At 67.9% G+C, this 18089-nt stretch carries 18 protein-coding genes; 4 read left to right on the forward strand and 14 right to left on the reverse strand.

Going from position 1 to position 18089, the window contains the following annotated elements; genetic code table 11:
- Positions 1-34 precede the first annotated feature (34 nt).
- Together ACAM52_RS24610 and ACAM52_RS24615 are read left to right on the forward strand one after the other, a co-directional pair.
- Entirely contained in the window at positions 35-1072 is a 1038-nt protein-coding gene (locus ACAM52_RS24610; RefSeq protein WP_062471046.1) for a DctP family TRAP transporter solute-binding subunit, read from the forward strand.
- Positions 1073-1118: 46 nt separating this feature from the next.
- A complete protein-coding gene (locus ACAM52_RS24615) occupies positions 1119-2057 on the forward strand; it encodes a nucleoside hydrolase (protein ID WP_369644806.1) in 939 nt (312 codons plus the stop codon).
- 68 nt (positions 2058-2125) lie between these two features.
- Here ACAM52_RS24615 and ACAM52_RS24620 read toward each other — a convergent pair whose 3' ends face one another.
- The 5 genes from ACAM52_RS24620 to ACAM52_RS24640 form a co-directional block, all read right to left on the reverse strand.
- Positions 2126-2863 carry an amino acid ABC transporter ATP-binding protein gene (locus ACAM52_RS24620; protein ID WP_056576214.1) on the reverse strand — a complete coding sequence of 246 codons (738 nt, stop codon included), beginning with the start codon at positions 2861-2863 and terminating at the stop codon, positions 2126-2128.
- 44 nt (positions 2864-2907) lie between these two features.
- Complete coding sequence (locus ACAM52_RS24625) at positions 2908-3597, reverse strand: amino acid ABC transporter permease (protein ID WP_062471052.1); 690 nt, start codon at positions 3595-3597, stop codon at positions 2908-2910.
- Between the two features lies 1 nt (position 3598).
- A complete protein-coding gene (locus tag ACAM52_RS24630) occupies positions 3599-4330 on the reverse strand; it encodes an amino acid ABC transporter permease (protein WP_159273787.1) in 732 nt (243 codons plus the stop codon).
- Positions 4331-4426: 96 nt separating this feature from the next.
- Positions 4427-5326, reverse strand: a complete 900-nt coding sequence (locus tag ACAM52_RS24635) for an amino acid ABC transporter substrate-binding protein (RefSeq protein WP_062471058.1) — start codon at positions 5324-5326, stop codon at positions 4427-4429.
- A 384-nt stretch (positions 5327-5710) separates the two neighbouring features.
- On the reverse strand, positions 5711-6700 hold the full coding sequence (locus ACAM52_RS24640) for a LysR substrate-binding domain-containing protein (RefSeq protein WP_095949530.1): 990 nt from the start codon (positions 6698-6700) through the stop codon (positions 5711-5713).
- A 61-nt stretch (positions 6701-6761) separates the two neighbouring features.
- Between ACAM52_RS24640 and ACAM52_RS24645 the strand changes: the two genes are divergently transcribed.
- The gene (locus ACAM52_RS24645; protein WP_369644807.1) at positions 6762-8204 is read left to right on the forward strand and encodes an amidase; all 1443 of its coding nucleotides are present in this window, start codon (positions 6762-6764) and stop codon (positions 8202-8204) included.
- Between the two features lie 10 nt (positions 8205-8214).
- Here ACAM52_RS24645 and ACAM52_RS24650 read toward each other — a convergent pair whose 3' ends face one another.
- Both ACAM52_RS24650 and ACAM52_RS24655 read right to left on the reverse strand, forming a co-directional pair.
- Entirely contained in the window at positions 8215-9153 is a 939-nt protein-coding gene (locus tag ACAM52_RS24650; protein ID WP_307635954.1) for a 2-hydroxyacid dehydrogenase, read from the reverse strand.
- Positions 9154-9202: 49 nt separating this feature from the next.
- Entirely contained in the window at positions 9203-11038 is a 1836-nt protein-coding gene (locus ACAM52_RS24655; RefSeq protein WP_369644808.1) for an ABC transporter ATP-binding protein/permease, read from the reverse strand.
- A 42-nt stretch (positions 11039-11080) separates the two neighbouring features.
- On the opposite strand from ACAM52_RS24655, the gene ACAM52_RS24660 reads away from it, so the two are divergent.
- On the forward strand, positions 11081-11524 hold the full coding sequence (locus tag ACAM52_RS24660; protein WP_070060209.1) for an acyl-CoA thioesterase: 444 nt from the start codon (positions 11081-11083) through the stop codon (positions 11522-11524).
- Between the two features lie 7 nt (positions 11525-11531).
- Here the strand turns inward: ACAM52_RS24660 and ACAM52_RS24665 are convergent, their stop codons facing one another.
- The 7 genes from ACAM52_RS24665 to ACAM52_RS24695 form a co-directional block, all read right to left on the reverse strand.
- Complete coding sequence (locus tag ACAM52_RS24665) at positions 11532-12650, reverse strand: ABC transporter substrate-binding protein (protein WP_139701560.1); 1119 nt, start codon at positions 12648-12650, stop codon at positions 11532-11534.
- A 195-nt stretch (positions 12651-12845) separates the two neighbouring features.
- Positions 12846-13610, reverse strand: a complete 765-nt coding sequence (locus ACAM52_RS24670; protein ID WP_070060210.1) for an enoyl-CoA hydratase — start codon at positions 13608-13610, stop codon at positions 12846-12848.
- A 39-nt stretch (positions 13611-13649) separates the two neighbouring features.
- Entirely contained in the window at positions 13650-14243 is a 594-nt protein-coding gene (locus ACAM52_RS24675) for a 2-hydroxychromene-2-carboxylate isomerase (RefSeq protein WP_070060211.1), read from the reverse strand.
- A 55-nt stretch (positions 14244-14298) separates the two neighbouring features.
- Positions 14299-15045 carry an SDR family oxidoreductase gene (locus ACAM52_RS24680; RefSeq protein WP_095949525.1) on the reverse strand — a complete coding sequence of 249 codons (747 nt, stop codon included), beginning with the start codon at positions 15043-15045 and terminating at the stop codon, positions 14299-14301.
- Between the two features lie 5 nt (positions 15046-15050).
- Positions 15051-15890, reverse strand: coding sequence for an acyl-CoA thioesterase II (locus ACAM52_RS24685; protein ID WP_307696587.1), 840 nt, complete (start codon positions 15888-15890; stop codon positions 15051-15053).
- A gap of 32 nt (positions 15891-15922) precedes the next feature.
- Positions 15923-16828, reverse strand: a complete 906-nt coding sequence (locus ACAM52_RS24690) for an alpha/beta fold hydrolase (RefSeq protein WP_369644809.1) — start codon at positions 16826-16828, stop codon at positions 15923-15925.
- A 56-nt stretch (positions 16829-16884) separates the two neighbouring features.
- Positions 16885-18084 carry an acetyl-CoA C-acyltransferase gene (locus ACAM52_RS24695; protein ID WP_062471086.1) on the reverse strand — a complete coding sequence of 400 codons (1200 nt, stop codon included), beginning with the start codon at positions 18082-18084 and terminating at the stop codon, positions 16885-16887.
- Between the last annotated feature and the right edge of the window lie 5 nt (positions 18085-18089).

Below are 18089 nucleotides of genomic sequence, written 5' to 3' on the forward strand. Positions count from 1 at the left end.
CGATCCATCGACAGACAAAGAGGAGACCTCTCTCATGAAATTCCGCCGCACCCTGCTGGGCCTTGCCGCCGTCGCCGCCACGCTCGGCCTGTTCTCGACCGGCGCGATGGCGCAGGCCACCTACAAGCCCGAGTACAAGATGTCGCTGGTGCTGGGCCCGCCCACGCCGTGGGGCCAGGCCGGGAAGATCTGGGCCGACCTCGTGAAGGAGCGCACCCAGGGCCGCATCAACATCAAGCTGTACCCGGGCGTGTCGCTCATTCAGGGCGACCAGACGCGCGAGTTCAGCGCGCTGCGCCAGGGCGTGATCGACATGGCGGTGGGCTCGACCATCAACTGGTCGCCGCAAGTGAAGCAGCTCAACCTGTTCTCCATGCCCTTCCTGATGCCCGACTACGCGGCCATCGACGCGCTCACGCAGGGCGAGGTGGGCAAGGACATGTTCAAGACCCTCGACAAGGCCGGCGTGGTGCCGCTCGCCTGGGGCGAGAACGGCTTCCGCGAAATCACCAACTCGAAAAAACCCATCAAGTCGCCGGCCGACATCAAGGGCATGAAGATCCGCGTGGTGGGCTCGCCCATCTACTCCGACATGCTCACCGCGCTGGGCGCCAACCCCACGCAGATGAGCTGGGCCGACGCGCAGCCCGCGCTCGCCAGCGGCGCGGTCGACGGCCAGGAGAACCCGCTGTTCCTGTTCACCGTGCTCAAGATGCACACGGTGGGCCAGAAGTTCGTCACCACCTGGGGCTACGTGGCCGACCCGCTGGTGTTCGTCGTGAACAAGGAAATCTGGGCCTCGTGGACGCCGGCCGACCAGGCCATCGTGCGCCAGGCCGCGCTCGACGCCGGCAAGCAGGAGATCGCCATCGCGCGCAAGGGCCTGGTCGAAGCCGACAAGCCCGTGCTGAAAGACATCGCGGCCATGGGCGTGACGGTGACCAACCTCACGCCGGCCGAGCGCGACGCCTTCGTGAAGGCCACGCGCCCGGTGTACGACAAGTGGAAGTCGACCGTCGGCGTCGACCTGGTGGCCAAGGCCGAGAAGGCCATCGCCGCGCGCGCGAAGTAAGCCGCGCGTTGCCGTCGGTGGATCGGGGAGGCATGACAATGTCGCCATGCACACCCTGATCATCGACACGGACCCCGGCGCGGACGACGTGATCGCGCTGCTGTTTGCCCTGGCGGCGCCCGAATCGCTGGCGATTCAGGCGCTGACCACGGTGGCGGGCAATGTTCCCCTGGCCAAGACCTCGCGCAACGCGCGCCTGGCCTGCGAATGGGCCGGACGGCCGGAGCTTCCGGTCTACGCGGGCGCCGAGCGGCCCCTGCAGCGCACACCGATCTACGCCGCCAACATCCACGGCCGAGAAGGCCTCACCGGCGTGGCCGTGCACGAGCCCGCCGTGCCGCTGGCCGCAGGCCATGCCGTCGACTACCTCGTGCGCACGCTGCGCGCCGCGCCCGAGCACAGCGTGACGCTCGCCATGCTCGGCCCGCAGACCAACCTCGCACTGGCGCTCGAGCAGGCGCCCGACATCGTGCACGGCCTGCGCGAGCTGGTGCTCATGGCCGGCGCGCACTTCAACGGCGGCAACATCACGCCGGTGGCGGAGTTCAACGTGTTCGCCGACCCGCACGCGGCCGAGGCGGTGCTGAAAAGCGGCGTGCCGATCACGATGCTGCCGCTGGACGTGACACACAAGATCCTCACGAGCGACGCGCGCATCGCACGGCTGCGCCAGCTGGGCAACCGCGCGGGCGCGATCGTCGCCGACATCCTCGATGCCTACGCGCCGCAGGAGATGGCCCACTACGGCATGCCCGGCGGCCCGGTGCACGACGCCACCGTGACGGCCTACCTGCTGCGCCCCGACCTGTTCCAGGGCCGACGCATCCACGTCGAGATCGACAGCCGCGAAGGCATGGGCTTCGGCCAGACCGTGGCCGACTGGCACGGCAGCCTGAAGCGGCCCGCGAACGTGCACTGGGTCGTCGATGGCGATGCGCAGGGCTTCTTCGACCTGCTGACGGAGCACATCGCGCGGCTGCCCTGAACAAGGCGCGCCCATGAAAAAAGCCACGCTGCGGACAGCGTGGCTTTTTGTTTGGGTGCGGCAGCGGATCAGTGCTGCAGGATCTTGTTCAGGAAATCCTTCGTGCGCGGCTGACGGTTTTCCGGGTGGTTGAAGAACTCGTCCTTCGGGCAGTCTTCGAGGATCTTGCCGCCCACGTCGATGAAGATCACGCGGCTCGCGACCTTGCGGGCGAAGGCCATTTCGTGCGTGACCACCATCATGGTCATGCCTTCCTTGGCCAGGCTCACCATCACGTCGAGCACTTCGCCGACCATCTCGGGGTCGAGCGCCGAGGTGGGTTCGTCGAACAGCATCACGATCGGGTCCATCGACAACGCTCGGGCGATCGCCACGCGCTGCTGCTGACCGCCCGACAGCTGGCCCGGGAACTTGTCCTTGTGCGCCATCAGGCCCACGCGGTCGAGCATCTTCAGGCCGCGGGTCTTGGCTTCGTCGGGCGTGCGGCCCAGCACCTTGATCTGCGCGATCGTGAGGTTCTCGGTCACCGACAGGTGCGGGAACAGCTCGAAGTGCTGGAACACCATGCCGACCTTGGAGCGCAGCTTGGGCAGGTTGGTCTTGGGGTCGTGCAGCGGAATGCCGTTGACTGTGATCTCGCCCTTCTGGAAGGGCTCGAGCGCGTTCACGGTCTTGATGAGCGTGGACTTGCCGGAACCCGACGGGCCGCACACCACCACCACGTCGCCCTTGGAGATGTTCACCGAGCAGTCGTTGAGCACCTGCACCGGGCCGTACCACTTGGAGACGTTCTTGATTTCAATCATTTTTTCGGACATTTGTTTCTCTCCGGTTCAGTTCAGCCACTCAATCAGCGAATGATGGCGATTTTCTTGTGCAGGCGTTTCACCAGCCAGGAAAGGGCGTAGCACATGGCGAAGTACACGACCGCCGCCAGCAGGTAGGCCTCGATCGGACGGCCGAAGTTCTTGCCCGCCGTCTCGAAGCCCTTGAGCATGTCGTAGGCACCGATGGCGTAGACCAGCGAGGTGTCCTGGAACAGGATGATGGTCTGCGTGAGCAGCACCGGCAGCATGTTGCGGAAGGCCTGCGGCAGCACCACGAGGCGCATGTTCTGGCCGTAGGTCATGCCCACGGCCTGGCCCGCGTTCACCTGGCCGCGCGGGATCGACTGGATGCCCGCGCGCATGATCTCGGAGAAGTAGGCCGCCTCGAACGCCACGAAGGTGATCACCGCCGAGATTTCCGAGCGGTAGTTCGAGCCGAGCGAACCGAACATCGAATAGAACGACGCCGGCACGAGCAGGAAGAACCACAGGATCACCATCACCAGCGGGATGCTTCGCATGCCGTTGACGTACAGGGCCGCGGGCGCATCGAGCCACTTCTTGCCCGACAGGCGCATGAGCGCCAGGATCGTGCCGAAGATCACGCCGCCGATCGTGGCCACCACCGTCAGCATGATGCTGAAGTAGAAGCCCTTGATGACGAAGTTGCTGATGACGTCCCAGTTGTAGAAGGACAGGTCGAGATTCATCATGTCAGTGTCCTCCGCCGCCAGCGCTGGCCGAGACGATGAAGCCCGGCACGCGGGTCTTCTTCTCGATGAACGCCATGAGCCGGTTGATGGCCAGGGCCGACACCACGTAGCACGCCGTCACCGCCAGGTAGACCTCGATGCCGCGCGAGGTTTCTTCCTGCGCCTGCATGGCGAACATGGTGAGTTCGGTGACCGACACGGCGAACGCGACGGACGAGTTCTTGAAGATGTTCATCGTCTCGCTCGTGAGCGGCGGGATGATGATGCGATACGCCATCGGCAGGATCACGTAGCGGTAGTACTGCGCGGTGGTGAAGCCCACCGCCATGCCCGCGTAACGCTGGCCCTTGGGCAGCGCCTGGATGCCGGAGCGCACCTGCTCGGCGATACGCGCCGAGGTGAAGAAGCCCAGTGCCAGCACCACGAGGATGAAGCTCGGCACGCCCTTCATCACGGGAACCAGCGCCGGAATCACGTGGTACCAGAGGAAGATCTGCACCAACAGCGGGATGTTGCGAAAGAGCTCCACCCATGCATTGCCAAAGCGCACGAGCCACGGACTGTCGGGCAGCGTGCGGATGATGCCGATCAGCGAGCCCAGCACCAGCGCGACGATCAGCGCCAGCAGCGCGACCGACACGGTCCAGCCCCAGGCCGAGAGCATCCATTGCAGATAGCTCGGATATTCCCCCCCGGGGTCTTGCAGGAAGACCTGCCAATCCCAGTTTCCCATGTGTGTTTACTCCTTCAGCTTCTTTTCGAAAAACCGTCCCTTGAAAAGAAACGCCCACCGCGAAAGGTGGGCGTCCATTCACGCAGCGACGCGCGCTTATTCCTTGGTGACGTACTCTTCGGCCGGCTTGTCGTTCGGGTTGGCCCACGCGTTCTTGGTGGCTTCGCCCAGCGGCAGGTTGATGGTCACGTTGGCCGGGGGAATCGGCTTGAGGAACCACTTGTCATACAGCTTGGCGAGTTCGCCCGACTTGGCCTGTGCCTTGATGCTGTCGTCCACGGCCTTCTTGAAGGCGGGGTCGTCCTTGCGGATCATGATGGCGATGGGTTCCACGGCCAGCACGTCGTTCAGGATCTTGTAGTCCTTGGGCGACTTCGACTTGGCGGCCAGCGCAGCCAGGATCGAGCCGTCCATCACGAAGGCGTCGGCACGGCCGGTTTCCAGCAGCAGGAAGCTGTCGGAGTGGTCCTTGCCGTAGACCTCCTTGAAGGTCAGGTTCTCGGCGCGCTTTTGCTTGCGCACGGTCTGCAGCGGCGTGGTGCCGGTGGTGGTGGCGACCGTCTTGTCCTTCAGGTCGGCCAGCGAGTTGATGCCCGAGTTGGCCTTGACGACGATCTTGGTTTCTTCGACGTAGGTGGTCACGCCGAAAGCCACGTCCTTCTGGCGGGTGGCGTTGTTGGTGGTGGAGCCGCACTCGATGTCCACGGTGCCGTTCTGCACGAGGGGGATGCGGTTCTGCGAAGTCACGGGCTGGTACTTGACTTCGAGCTTCTTGCCGGCGGCCTTCTCCAGGTCCTTGATGATGTTGGCGCAGACGTCGTAGTGGAAGCCGGTGTACTGGCCATTGCCGAGCGTGTACGAAAGGCCGGAGGACTCACGCACGCCTTCGGTGATGGTGCCCGAGGCCTTGATCTTGGCCAGGGTGTCATTGGCCTGTGCAAAGGCGCCGCTGGTGGCGAGCGCTGCGACAGCCAATGCCAATACTTGTTTTTTCATACGAAAAGCTCCTGAGGGTGACTGAAACAAATAGAACGAAATTCTAGACACTCGCATTTTGCGGGATACCCGGACCAACCCGGTGCATTCCACGGGCATCGCCGCCCGCCTCGCACCGGCTGCGCCCATCGGGGCGCCAGCCTGGTGCAATCCAGACATTTCGCATTGTCCGACTTTCACTAAGCAGCCTTTGTGCCCGGCATTCGGGCGGCTGTGCGTGGCGCAGGCAGCGACCGGCGATCCCCGGCGTGCAACGGCCGAAAAAAACTGCCGCGACTGTAGTGGCGCCGTGGCCGGGCCGCCAATGCTGATTGCGGGGGGTCGTATGCGTGGTGCTTATAGATTGTGCAGCGCACAAATCCACGGCCATTCACACTCGCCCGCTCACTGCGGCGGCTGGGTTCCGACCAGGTAGGACCACAGGGCGTCGGCCGTGCGCTTGGGCTGCAGGCTTTCGGACAGACCGGCCCGGGCCGCCGAGCGGCCAGCGCCGCCCTTCACCGGGACCGGCGCGGTGGGCCGCTCGCGGTAGGCACGGATTTCCATCTTGGCCTCGAGGCTGTCGATCTCGGGCGGCAGCGCGCTCACCAGCTTGCGCGCCTTGATCTCCTTGCGCACCGCGCTTTGCGGCAGGAAGGCGATGCCGTGGCCTTCGAGCGCCATCACCTTCAGGCCTTCGGCCATGTCGGTCTCGTAGACGCGGTCCAGGTGGATGGCCGTGCCCGACTCCTTGAGCAACTGGTCGACCACGCGCCCGAGGTAGGCGCCCGGCGCGTAGCCCAGGTAGGGCAGCGGCTGGCCCGGTCGGCCCGGCAGCCGGTAGCGCGGCGCGCCCTCGGCATCGGCCTTGACCCAGGGGGCCACGGTTTCCTCGCCGAGGCTGACCATCTCGTACTTGTTGGCATCGAGCTGCAGCGGCTGCGAGGGGTGGTGGTAGGCAATGAGCAGGTCGCAGCTGCCCTCGACCAGCCGCAGCACCGCGTCATGCACGTTGAGCGCGATGAGCCGGCTCTTGATGGGCCCGAAGTGCTCGCGCAGGCTGGTGACCCACGACGGAAAGAAGGTGAAGGCCAGCGTGTGCGGCACGGCGATCTCGATCACGTCCTGGCCGGCGGCCGAGTGGCCGCGCAGCATGGCGCGCGTGCTCTGCAGCGACTGCAGCATCTCGATGGCCTGGCTGTACAGCGTCTGGCCCGCGGGCGTGAGGCGCGTGGGGTACGAGCTGCGGTCGACCAGGTCGGTGCCGGCCCATCCCTCGAGCGCCTGGATGCGCCGCGAGAACGCCGGCTGCGTCACGTGCCTCAACTGGGCCGAGCGGCTGAAGCTGCGGGTTTCCGCCAAGCTGATGAAGTCTTCGAGCCACTTTGTTTCCATACGCGGCGATTATGCGAGCGCCGCGCCATACTGGGCGCCCCCTCCTTTTCCCGCATGCGCCATGCCTTTCGACGACCTGCCTGAGCTCAGCGCCACCGAACTTTCGCGCAAGATCGCGGCCCGCGACGTGTCCTGCCGCGAGGTGATGCAGGCGTCGCTCGCCCGCATCGACGCGCTCAACCCGCGGTTCAACGCCATCGTCTCCCTGCGCGACCCCGCCCAGCTGCTGGCCGAGGCCGACGAACGCGACGCCGAGCTGGCGCGCGGCGAACGGCGCGGCTGGATGCACGGCTTTCCGCTGGCCGTGAAAGACCTGAGCCACGCCGCCGGCCTGCCGACCTCGATGGGCTCGCCGCTGTCGCCGCGCTCGCCCGCGCGCACCGACAGCCTGCATGTGGCGCGCATGCGCGCGGCCGGCGCCGTCGTCATCGGCAAGACGAACACGCCCGAGTTCGGCCTCGGCTCGCACACCTACAACACGGTGTTCGGCATCACGCGCAACGCCTACGCGCCCGATCGCAGCGCGGGCGGCAGCAGCGGCGGCGCGGCCGTGGCGCTGGCCCTGGGCATGCTGCCCGTGGCCGACGGCAGCGACATGATGGGATCGCTGCGCAACCCCGCCGCCTTCAACAACGTGATCGGCCTGCGCCCCTCGCGCGGACGCGTGCCCGGCGACCCGGAGCAGGAGCTCTTCTTCCAGCAGCTGGGCTGCGAGGGCCCGATGGGCCGCACCGTGGAAGACACGGCCCGGCTGCTGGCCGTGCAGGCGGGTTTCGACACGCGCGTGCCGCTGTCGTCGCCGCACGCCCTGCCCTCGCCCGACGACCTGCAGCTGGACGGCGACGGCCGCGGCCTGCGCATCGGCTGGCTCGGCAGCATCTGGCCGGAGCTGCCGCTGGCGCCGGGCGTGCGCGAACTCGGCGAGCAGGCGCTCGACACCTTCCGCACCATCGGCTGCGAGGTCGAGCCCTGCACGCTCGACGTGCCGCGCGAGCACAACTGGAGCGCCTGGCTGCGCCTGCGCCAGCTGCTGGTGGGCGGCAAGCTCGGCGCCTACCTGAGCGACCCGAAGCTGTTCGCCCAGCTCAAGCCCGAGGCGCAATGGGAGATCGAGCAAAGCCGGCACCTGGACGCCGCCTCGCTGTACCAGGCCTCGCTCTACCGATCGAACGTGTACCGCGCGTTCCTCAAGCTCTTCGAGCGCTTCGACTTCGTGGTCGCGCCGACGGCGCAGGTGTTCCCCTTCGACGCCGAGCTGCACTGGCCGACCGAGGTGAACGGCGTGAAGAGCGACACCTACCACCGCTGGATGGAGATCGTCACGCCCTTCACGCTGGCGGGCCTGCCCACGCTGAACGTGCGCGCGGGCTTCGGCGACGGCGGGCTGCCGATGGGCCTGCAGCTGGCCGGGCCGATCCATGCCGACCTCGACGTGCTGCGGCTGGGCCATGCCTACGACCAGGCCTGCGGCTGGGCGGCGCGGCGCCCGCCGGCCCTGTCCTGATCAGATCTGATCAGATCGGCGTGAGCACGCCGCGCCCCGCGAAGTGCCCTTGGGCGTTCGCGAGGAAGTGGTCCACCGACTTCTGCGTGGCTTCGGGCGACCAGCCCGCCATGTGCGGCGTGAGCAGCACGTTGTCCAGGCCGATGAGCGGCTCGGGGCGCTTGGGTTCGCTCTCGTACACATCGAGGCCCGCGCCCGCGATGCGGCGCTCGCGCAGCGCCTTCGCCAGTGCTTCGGTGTCGACCACGCTGCCGCGGCCGATGCTCACGAGATAACCCTGTGGCCCCAGCGCGTCAAGCACCTCGGCGTTGACCAGGTGCTTCGTGGCCGGCCCGCCCGGCGCGGCCAGCACCAGGAAGTCGGCCCAGGTGGCGAGCGACTTCAGGTCGTCGAAGTAGCGGTGCGTGGCGCCTTCGCGCGGCTTGCGGTTGTGATAGCCGATGGCCATGTCGAAGGCGGCGGCGCGCTTGGCGATCTTCTGGCCGATGGTGCCCAGCCCCAGGATGCCGAGCTTCTTGCCCGACACGTTCGGCGGCTGCGGAATGGCTTCGCGCCACACGCCTTCGCGGCACAGCCGGTCGAGCGTGCGGAACTCGCGCACGATGCTGATCAGCAGGCCGAAGGCATGGTCGGCCACGCAGTCGTCGTTGGTGCCCGCGCCGTTGGCGGTGGCGATGCCGCGTGCGCGCGTGACCTCGAGCGGCACGCCTTCGTAGCCCGCGCCCATGCAGCAGACCAGTTCGAGCGCCGGCATGGCGTCGATCTCGGCGGGCGTGAGGCCGATGACGCCGATGGTCAGCACCGCACGGAACTTGGGGCCGTGCTCGGCGATGGCGGCGGCGCGCTGCGCGTCGCCGAAGGCGTAGGTCATGTCGTAGACCTCGGCAATCTGGGCCTGGTGGGCGCTCGAGAGGCTGTTGAGCACCAGCAGGGGAATCTTGGTCGACACGTCTGAACTCCTGGGATCGGTGAAAAGAAAGAAGGGGTGAATGATCGGGCTAGAGCATCGGCACTGCTTCGCTCTTCTGCAAAGCCCACATCTGGGCATAGCGGCCCTGCTGGGCCAGCAGATCGGCGTGCGTGCCGCGCTCGACGATCACGCCCGATTCGAGCACCAGGATCTCGTGCGCCTCGACCACCGTCGAGAGGCGGTGCGCGATGACCAGCGTGGTCTTGCCCTGCGCGGCGCTGCGCAGCTCCGACTGGATGGCGCGTTCGTTGGCCGAGTCGAGCGCCGAGGTGGCCTCGTCGAAGATCACGATCGGCGGGTTCTTCAGGAGCGTGCGCGCGATGGCCACGCGCTGCTTCTCGCCGCCCGAGAGCTTCAGGCCACGCTCGCCCACCGTCGTCTCGTAGCCCTTGGGCGTGGCGGCGATGAAGTCGTGGATGCGCGCGGCGCGCGCCGCGCCTTCGACCTCGTCGCGCGTGGCGCCGGGACGGCCGTAGGCGATGTTGTATTCGACCGTGTCGTTGAACAGCACCGTGTCCTGCGGCACGATGCCGATGGCGCGGCGCACGCTGGCCTGCTGCACGGCGCGGATGTCTTCGCCGCCGATGGTGATGCGGCCCTGCTGCACGTCGTAGAAGCGGTACAAGAGGCGCGCCAGCGTCGACTTGCCGGAGCCCGACGGGCCGACCACGGCCACGGTCTTGCCGGCCGGGATCTCGAAGCTCACGTGCTTGAGGATCGGGCGATCGGGTTCGTAGGCGAAGCTCACGTCCTCGAAGCGGACGGTCGAGTCGGCGCCCGCCAGCGGCTGCGCGCCGGGCGCGTCGCGCACCTCGCGCTCCTTCTCCATCAGCACGAACATCTTGTCCAGGTCGGTCAGGCTCTGCTTGATCTCGCGGTAGATCACGCCCAGGAAGTTGAGCGGAATGTAGAGCTGGATCATGAAGGCGTTGACCATCACCAGGTCGCCCAGCGTCATGCGCCCTTCGACCACGCCCGAGGTGGCGCGCCACAGCATCAGCACCAGGCTCACGGCGATCAGCAGCTGCTGGCCCGTGTTGAGCATGCTCAGCGTGCGCTGGCTCTTGATGGCGGCCTTGCGGTAGCGGTCGAGGCTGGCGTCGTAGCGCTTGGCCTCGAACTCCTCGTTGTTGAAGTACTTGACGGTCTCGTAGTTCAGGAGCGAATCGACCGCGCGGCTTTGCGCCATCGAGTCGAGCTCGTTCATGGTCTTGCGAAACTGCGTGCGCCACTCGGTCACGGTGACCGTGAAGACGATGTACAGCACCAGCGCCGCGCCCGTGATCCACACGAACAGCGCGTCGAACTTCACGCCCAATATGGTGAGCACCAGCGTCAGCTCGATGATGGTGGGCACGATGCTGTACAGCGACATCGAAATGAGCGAGTGCACGCCGCGCGTGCCGCGCTCGATGTCGCGCGTCATGCCGCCGGTCTGGCGCTCCAGGTGAAAGCGCAGGCTCAGCGCATGCAGGTGGCCGAACACCTGCAGCGCGATGCTGCGCGCCGCGCCTTCGGTGGCCTTGGCGAAGATCAGCTCGCGCAGCTCGTTGAACAGCGAGGTCGAGAAGCGCAGCAGCCCGTAGGCCACGAGCAGCGCCATCGGCACGACGAGCAGCGCCTGCGCCATGTCGGGCTTGGGCGTCATCGTGTCGACCAGGTTCTTGAGCAGCACCGGCACGCCCACGTTCGCCACCTTGGCCGCGATCATGAAGCCGAGCGCGGCGATCACCCGCCACTTGTACTGCCAGAGGTAGGGAAACAGGCGGCGCAGGGTCGCCCAGTCGGAACGGTCGGAGCGCGCGGGCGGATGGCCGCCGGGCGCATGGGGAGAGGAGGAAAGGGCTTCGCCGCTTCGGCGCATGGGGGACAATCGTGGGTGTTGTTGTTGCTTCAGATTGTGCCCATGTCCTCCCCTTCCAGTGCCGCTTCCGCCGCAGCGGCCGCCGCCGCCACCCTCAAGAGCCTGCCCACCGACATGGAGCTGGTGCTCAAGGTCATCCCGATGCCGGCCGACTGCAACGCCAACGGCGACATCTTCGGCGGCTGGGTCATGGCGCAGTGCGACCTGGCCGGCTCGGTGATCCCGGCGCGCTACGCCAAGGGCCGCCAGGCCACCGTGGCGGTCAACGAGTTCATCTTCAAGCAGCCGGTGCGGCTGGGCGACATCCTCTCGTTCTATTCGAAGCTGGTGCGCGTGGGCCGCACCTCGATCACCGTGACGGTCGAGGTGTTCGCCGAGCGCTTCCGGGCGCAGGGCGAGTACATCAAGGTGACGCAGGCCACCTTCACCTACGTGGCGATAGACGACAACGGCCGTCCGCGCCCCATCGAACAGCCGGCGGCCTGAGCCGCCTTCAGGCGACGCCCATGCCGGCGTCGCGCACGCGCTCGAAGCACTCGAACTCGCGGTTGATCCAGCGCGCGTCGCGCCGCTCCACGCGGCGGATGTAGACCGACTGCACCACGTCGCGCGTGTGGGCGTCGATCTCGACCGGCCCGCGCGGGCTGTCCAGCCGCAGGCCGCGGAACGCATCCACCAGCCGCTCGGCGCCCGCCTTGCCGCCGCGCGCGCCCGGCGCGCTCAGCGCGGCGTCGATGGCCGCGAGCCCGTCGTGCGCCGCCACCGCGAAGTAGCCCGGGCGCAGGTGGCTGCCGTATTCGGTCTCGAAGGCGCCCGCGAAACGCCGGTTGGCCGGCGACTCGTGGGCGAAGGAATAGTGGTGGCTGGTGACCAGCCCTTCGGCCAGTTCGCCGATGCCGTCCAGGTAGTGGTCGTCGGTGGCGTCGCCCGTGGCGAGCAGGCGGATGCCGGTGTCGGCCATGCCGCGGTCGCGCCAGAACTTCAGGAAGATGGCCGGCATCTGGCCCGACGGCAAAAAGAAGAACACGGCCTGCGGCTTGAGCTCGCGCAGACGCAGCATGTAGGCCGAATAGTCGAGCGTGTTCAGCGGCACGCGCAGCATCGCGCCCACGCGACCGCCGCCCGCGGTGATGCCGGAGACGAAGGCGCTTTCGGCGTCGACGCCCGAGGCGTAGTCGGCCACCACGGTGCACACGTCGCGCAGCCCCTGCTGCAGCGCCCAGCGCGCCAGCGGCGCCGTGACCTGCGCGATGGTGAACGACACCCGCACCATGAACGGCGAACGCCCGGGGATGCCCGAAGAGGCGGCGTTCATGATGACGGTCGGCACGCGCGCCTGCGTGGCGACGGTGCCGACGGCGTAGGCGTTGGAGCTGAAGTCCAGCCCCGTGAGCAGGTCGACCCGCTCGCTCTCGATGAGGTCCTGCGCCTGGCGCCGCGCCTGCTCGGGCGCGCTGCCGGGCACGTCGCGGCGCAGCAGCTCGACCGGCCGGCCCGCGATCTGCTGCTTGTGGTCGGCCAGCCAGACCGCCATGCCGGCGTCGAACTGGCGCCCGCCGCCCGCATAGGGCCCCGACCATGAGCCGATGACCCCGATGCGCAACGGCCGCACGCGCGCCAGCACCAGCGAGGGCGCCGCGAGCGTGCCCGCGAGTAAGCCCAAAGCATGCCGGCGCGTCGATCCGAATGCTACTTTTTCAGTAGCACGCATCGCCCGCGTGGCGGGCATTGTGGGCGGATTGACGTCTGGAGCAGGCACGAGGAACAGTGTACGCAGGCACCGTCCGCAGGCAAGTCCACGGAAGGCTTAGACCTTCGAGAAATCAGGCTTGCGCTTCTCCATGAAAGCGCCAAAAGCCTCCTTCGCGGCCGGCTCGCGCAGCATGCGGCCGAAGCTCGCGCCTTCTTCGCCCATGCGCTCAAGCACGGCGGGCATCTGCGCCTTCTTCAGCAGGCGCTTGGTCTCGATCAGCGCGCTCAGCGGCTTGGCGGCGAGCTTGCGCGCCTGCGTCTGGGCGATGCCGTTGGCTTCGGTCGGCGGCACCACGCGGTTGACCAGGCCCACTTCGAGCGCGGCCTCGGCCATGAAGGGCTCGCCCAGCAGCAGGGCTTCGGCGGCGCGGTGGTAGCCCAGCATCTGCGGCACCAGCAGGCTCGACGCGGCCTCGGGGCACAGGCCCAGGTTGACGAAGGGCATCGAGAAGGCCGCGTTGTCGCCCGCGTAGACGAGGTCGCAGTGGAACAGCATCGTGGTGCCGATGCCCACGGCCGGGCCGCACACGGCCGCGACGATGGGCTTGGGGAAAGTGGCGATGCCGCGCAGGAAGCGGAACACCGGCGATTCCTGCGTGGAGGCCGGGCCGTTGAGGAAGTCGCCGATGTCGTTGCCGGCGCTGAAGATCGTCGGGTCGCCCTGGATCAGCACGCAGCGCACGGCGGCTTCGCTCTCGGCCGTGGCGAGCGCGTCGGCCAGCGCGGCGTACATGCTGCTGGTGATCGAGTTCTTCTTGTCGACGCGGTTGAAGGTGATGGTCATCACGCCGGCTTCGGTGTGGACGAGGATGTCGCTCATGGAAAGATCCTTGGGTAGGTAAAACGGGGGGCGACGCGCTCAGGCGTCGATGGCTTCGCGGACGAAATCGAGGCGGTCCTGGCCCCAGAACATCTGGTCGCCGACGAACATGGTGGGGGCGCCGAACACGCCGCGCTCCACCGCCTCCTGCGTGACCGCCTTGAGGCGGTCTTTCACTTCCTGTGCGCCGGCCAGCGCAAGCAGGCCCGCGGCGTCGAAGCCAGCATTTTGCAAGACGGCGCCGACGGTCGCGGGGTCGTTCAGGTTCTTTGGCTCGACCCACATCGCATGGAACACCGCGTCGATGTAGGCACCGAAGCGTTCGGGCATCTTCATCTGCACGCCGGTGGCGCCGCGCATCAGCAGCAGCGTGTTGATCGGGAAGTGCGGGTTGTGCACGAAGGGCACGCCGTAGCGCTTCGCGAAGCGCTGCAGGTCGGTCGTGAGGTACGGGCCCTTGGCCTTGATCTCGGCGGGCGAATGGTTGCCCGTGGCCTGGAACACGCCGCCCAGCAGCATGGGCTTCCAGACCAGCTCGGCGCCGGTGTCGGCGCACACGTGCGGCAGCTGCGTGGCGGCCAGGTAGGCGGCGGGGCTGCCGACGTCGAAATAGAACGCGACGGATTTCGTCATGGGTGTCGTCTCCTTGGGGCTGTGCGTCGCGACGCGATGCGTAGCGCGGCGCCGGTCAGAACTTCTCGGACCAGGGGCGCAGGTCCAGCTCGTGCGTCCACGCGTCGCGCGGCTGCGCGTGCAGCATCCAGTAGCTGTCGGCGATGTGGTCCGGGTTCAGGATGCCGTCGCTGTCCTTCAGCGCATAGCGCTCGGGGAAATTGCTGCGGATGAACTCGGTGTCGATGGCGCCGTCGACCACGACGTGCGCGACGTGGATGCCCTGCGGCCCCAGCTCGCGCGCCATCGACTGCGCCAACGCGCGCAGGGCCATCTTGGCGCCCGAGAAGGCACCGAAGTTGGCGGCGCCGCGCAGCGAGGCCGTCGCGCCCGTGAAGATGATCGTGCCGCGATGGCCGCCGGCCGGCATCTCGCGCGCCACCATGCGCTTGGCCACTTCGCGGCCGTTGAGGAAGCCCGAGAAGCAGGCCATCTCCCACACCTTGAAGTACTTGCGCGCGGTTTCGGTGAGGATGCTCTCGGGCACGTTCGCGCCGATGTTGAACACCATCACCTCGATCGGCCCGACGGTCGATTCGATCTGCTCGATGAGCGCCACCACTTCTTCTTCCTTGCGTGCATCGCAGGCGAAGGCGTGGGCCCGGCCGCCGTCGGCCTCGATCTGCGCCACCAGCGGCTGCAGCTTGTCGAGGCTGCGCCGCGTGACGCAGGTGGCGTAGCCCTCGCGTGCGAAACGGCGGGCGATGGCGCCGCCGGTAGCGTCGCCCGCGCCGACGATCAATGCAGCCTTGGTGAGCGCCATGACGTTCATTCCTTGTAGTAGACGATCTGGTTCGACGTGGCGAGCAACGTGCCTTTCTCGCTCCACAGCTGCGCCTTCTGGTCGAAGAAGCCGTTGAAGAACTGCTGCCCCGCCGCGCAGCCCAGCAGGTAGCCCGTGCCGACCTCGGCCAGCTCGGCGGCGCCGACATGGAAGTAGGTGGTGATCGACACCGTGCCCGCGGGCACGTGCGTGGCGCGGCGCAGCCACACGCGCGGGTAGAACACGTCGCTCAGCGCGGCGAGCGAGGCGAAGTCGAGCGGGCGGGCCTGCGCGTCGCGCACCCAGAGGCGCGTTTCGCTGTGCTGCAGGCTGCCGTCCCACTTGGCGGGAATGCCGCCGCTGAAGGGGCGCATCTCGTACTGCTCGAGCCAGGCCACGCCCGACGGGCCGATGCGGATGCGATCGACCGCCTCGGGCTTGGGCGCCTCGGGCATGGTGAGGTCGGCCTGGCTCCACGTGTCGCGGCGCGCGGCCGTGACCACGGTGGCGGTGGTCGTCATGTTCGCCGTGCCATCGGCGCCGGGCTGCGTGATCGTCACCGTCCAGTGCTGCGTCGAGCGGTTGGTGCGCACGGCGGTGGCCTGGATGTCGAACGCGCCCTCGCCGAGCGCGGCCGCGTAGTTGACGGTCAGCGCGATGGGCGTACCGAGCAGGTCGGGGTGCTGGAGCACCGCCTGCAGCGCAAGCGCCGCAGTGGTGCCGCCGAACGGACCGACCATGTTCCAGTAGTCGGGACTCGTGGTGCCCGTGAAGTGCCCCACGCGGATGTCGCTGTGGTGCAGGGCCAGGGCTTTGTCGAGGGGGTGTGGGGTCGTGCTGCTCATGGTGATCGCCAGTGTGCCTGCGGAGGATGACGTCACGCAGTCGTGTGCGGGACGTTGGCGTGCTGCACTGCCGCAGGCGCGGTCAGCGCGGCGAGCCGGTGCAGCTTGTCGAGCGTGCTCGGCCACAGGCTCTGGCTGAATTGCTCGCGGAAGAAACCGAAGTGGCCGATGCGCCGCGCCTGCACGTCGGCCGGCGCGATGCGCTCGACCGCACTCGGCGCGCCCGCGTAGAAGCTCACGAGGCTGCGCGTGCCGGCATGCGTCATGAGTTCGTCGTCGGTCATCGAGAGCGCGAGCACCGGGAAGCGCACGCGCGCATAGCTTTGCAGCGCGGGCTCGCCTTCGGCGCCCACGCTGTAGCGCGGATTCAGGCACCAGCGGCGCCACTGCAGGATCACGCCGCGCGGCAGGTCGCCGACCTTCTTCAGCTTGCGGCCCGGGAAGTAGCCCCACAGGCGCGTCGCCAGCGGCACCAGCACGAACCAGAAATACAGGATGCTGCGCCGCAGCTTCGGCGCGTTCTCGCGCCAGTAGCCACTGCCGGCCGCGATGCTCACGAGGCCGTCGACCTGCCCGGGCCGCTGCAGGAAGCCCGGCAGCTGCGCGCCGAGGCTGTGGCCCAGCAGGTACAGCGGCTGGTCGGGCAGCGCGGCCTTGGCGGCGTCGATCACCGCCTCGTAGTCGCGCGCCCAGTCGAACAGGTCGGCCTGGAAACCACGCAGCGGCGCATCGCCAAGCGAGTCGCCGCTGCCGCGGTAGTCGAAGGTCCAGACCCGCAGGACCTGCCCCGCGAGCCAGTGCGCGAAGGGCTCGTAGAACGACTGGCGCACGCCCATCGCACCGCCGATGACGATGCTGGCGCGCGGTGCGCCGGCGGGGTCGTAGCGGCGCACCGCCACGTGGGCGCCGGCGTCGACCGGCAGTTGCAGGGCTTGCATTCCGTGGTCTCCTTCGTTCTGCGGCCCCTTGCTAGGGCGTCCCGGGGTCGGACGGATCAGACGCGTTCAAAAATGCCCGCTGCGCCCTGCCCCATCCCGACGCACATCGTGACCATGCCGTACTTCAGCTTCTCGCGACGCAGTGCGTGCACCACGGTGGCCGCGCGGATCGCGCCGGTCGCGCCCAGCGGGTGGCCCAGTGCAATGGCGCCGCCCATCGGGTTGACCTTCGACGGGTCGAGCCCCAGCGTGTTCATCACCGCGAGCGATTGCGCGGCGAAGGCTTCGTTGAGTTCGAACCAGTCGATGTCTTCGTGCTTCAGGCCCGCATAGCGCAGCGCAGCCGGAATCGCCTCGATCGGGCCGATGCCCATGATGTGCGGCGGCACGCCCTTGCTGGCGAAGCTCACGAAGCGCGCGAGCGGCGTGAGGCCGTACTGCTTGATGGCCTTCTCGCTGGCCAGGATCAGCGCGCCCGCGCCGTCCGAGGTCTGCGAGCTGTTGCCGGCCGTCACGGTGCCGCGCGCGGCAAACACGGTGCGCAGCTTGGCCAGGCCTTCGATGCTGGTGTCGGGGCGCGCGCCTTCGTCCAGGCTCACGGTGCGGGTCTTGGCGATCGATTCGCCGGTTTCCAGGTTCGGCGTGCGGTCGGTCACTTCGATCGGCGTGATCTCGTCGGCGAACTTGCCGGCGGCCTGCGCGGCCAGTGCCTTCTGGTGCGAGGCGAGCGCGAACGCGTCCTGCGCCTCGCGGCTCACCTTCCACTGCTGCGCGACCTTCTCGGCCGTGAGGCCCATGCCGTAGGCAATGCCCACGTCGCCTTCGCGCTCGAAGATCGAGGGCGACAGCGAGGGCGAGTTGCCCATCATCGGCACCATGCTCATGCTCTCGACGCCGGCCGCGATCATCACGTCGGCCTCGCCGACGCGGATGCGGTCCGCCGCCATCTGCACGGCCGACAGGCCCGAGGCGCAGAAGCGGTTCACGGTGATGCCGCCGATGCTGGTGGGCAGGCCCGCCAGCACCGCGCCGATGCGCGCGACGTTCAGGCCCTGCTGCGATTCGGGAATCGCGCAGCCGCAGATGATGTCCTCGATGGCCTTGGGGTCCAGGCCCGGCACGGCCGCGAGTGCTGCCTTCAGCGTGGTCGCGAGCAGGTCGTCGGGACGGTAGTTGCGGAAGTAGCCGCGGTGCGACTTGCCGATGGGCGTGCGGGTGGCGGAGACGATGTAGGCGTCTTGTACTTGCTTGCTCATGAAAT

This window comes from Variovorax sp. V118, assembly GCF_041154445.1.
Lineage (GTDB): Bacteria > Pseudomonadota > Gammaproteobacteria > Burkholderiales > Burkholderiaceae_C > Variovorax > Variovorax boronicumulans.

Excerpts from the sequence above, each read along its gene's own strand:
- ACAM52_RS24670 (WP_070060210.1), bottom strand. The coding sequence starts at position 13,610 with ATGAGCGACATCCTCGTCCACACCGAAGCCGGCGTGATGACCATCACC.
- ACAM52_RS24620 (WP_056576214.1), bottom strand. The coding sequence starts at position 2,863 with ATGATTGAAATCAAGAACGTCTCCAAGTGGTACGGCCCGGTGCAGGTG.
- ACAM52_RS24625 (WP_062471052.1), bottom strand. The coding sequence starts at position 3,597 with ATGATGAATCTCGACCTGTCCTTCTACAACTGGGACGTCATCAGCAAC.
- ACAM52_RS24615 (WP_369644806.1), top strand. The coding sequence starts at position 1,119 with ATGCACACCCTGATCATCGACACGGACCCCGGCGCGGACGACGTGATC.
- ACAM52_RS24675 (WP_070060211.1), bottom strand. The coding sequence starts at position 14,243 with ATGACGAAATCCGTCGCGTTCTATTTCGACGTCGGCAGCCCCGCCGCC.
- ACAM52_RS24655 (WP_369644808.1), bottom strand. The coding sequence starts at position 11,038 with ATGCGCCGAAGCGGCGAAGCCCTTTCCTCCTCTCCCCATGCGCCCGGC.
- ACAM52_RS24610 (WP_062471046.1), top strand. The coding sequence starts at position 35 with ATGAAATTCCGCCGCACCCTGCTGGGCCTTGCCGCCGTCGCCGCCACG.
- ACAM52_RS24680 (WP_095949525.1), bottom strand. The coding sequence starts at position 15,045 with ATGGCGCTCACCAAGGCTGCATTGATCGTCGGCGCGGGCGACGCTACC.
- ACAM52_RS24630 (WP_159273787.1), bottom strand. The coding sequence starts at position 4,330 with ATGGGAAACTGGGATTGGCAGGTCTTCCTGCAAGACCCCGGGGGGGAA.
- ACAM52_RS24685 (WP_307696587.1), bottom strand. The coding sequence starts at position 15,890 with ATGAGCAGCACGACCCCACACCCCCTCGACAAAGCCCTGGCCCTGCAC.
- ACAM52_RS24690 (WP_369644809.1), bottom strand. The coding sequence starts at position 16,828 with ATGCAAGCCCTGCAACTGCCGGTCGACGCCGGCGCCCACGTGGCGGTG.
- ACAM52_RS24635 (WP_062471058.1), bottom strand. The coding sequence starts at position 5,326 with ATGAAAAAACAAGTATTGGCATTGGCTGTCGCAGCGCTCGCCACCAGC.
- ACAM52_RS24645 (WP_369644807.1), top strand. The coding sequence starts at position 6,762 with ATGCCTTTCGACGACCTGCCTGAGCTCAGCGCCACCGAACTTTCGCGC.
- ACAM52_RS24640 (WP_095949530.1), bottom strand. The coding sequence starts at position 6,700 with ATGGAAACAAAGTGGCTCGAAGACTTCATCAGCTTGGCGGAAACCCGC.
- ACAM52_RS24660 (WP_070060209.1), top strand. The coding sequence starts at position 11,081 with ATGTCCTCCCCTTCCAGTGCCGCTTCCGCCGCAGCGGCCGCCGCCGCC.
- ACAM52_RS24695 (WP_062471086.1), bottom strand. The coding sequence starts at position 18,084 with ATGAGCAAGCAAGTACAAGACGCCTACATCGTCTCCGCCACCCGCACG.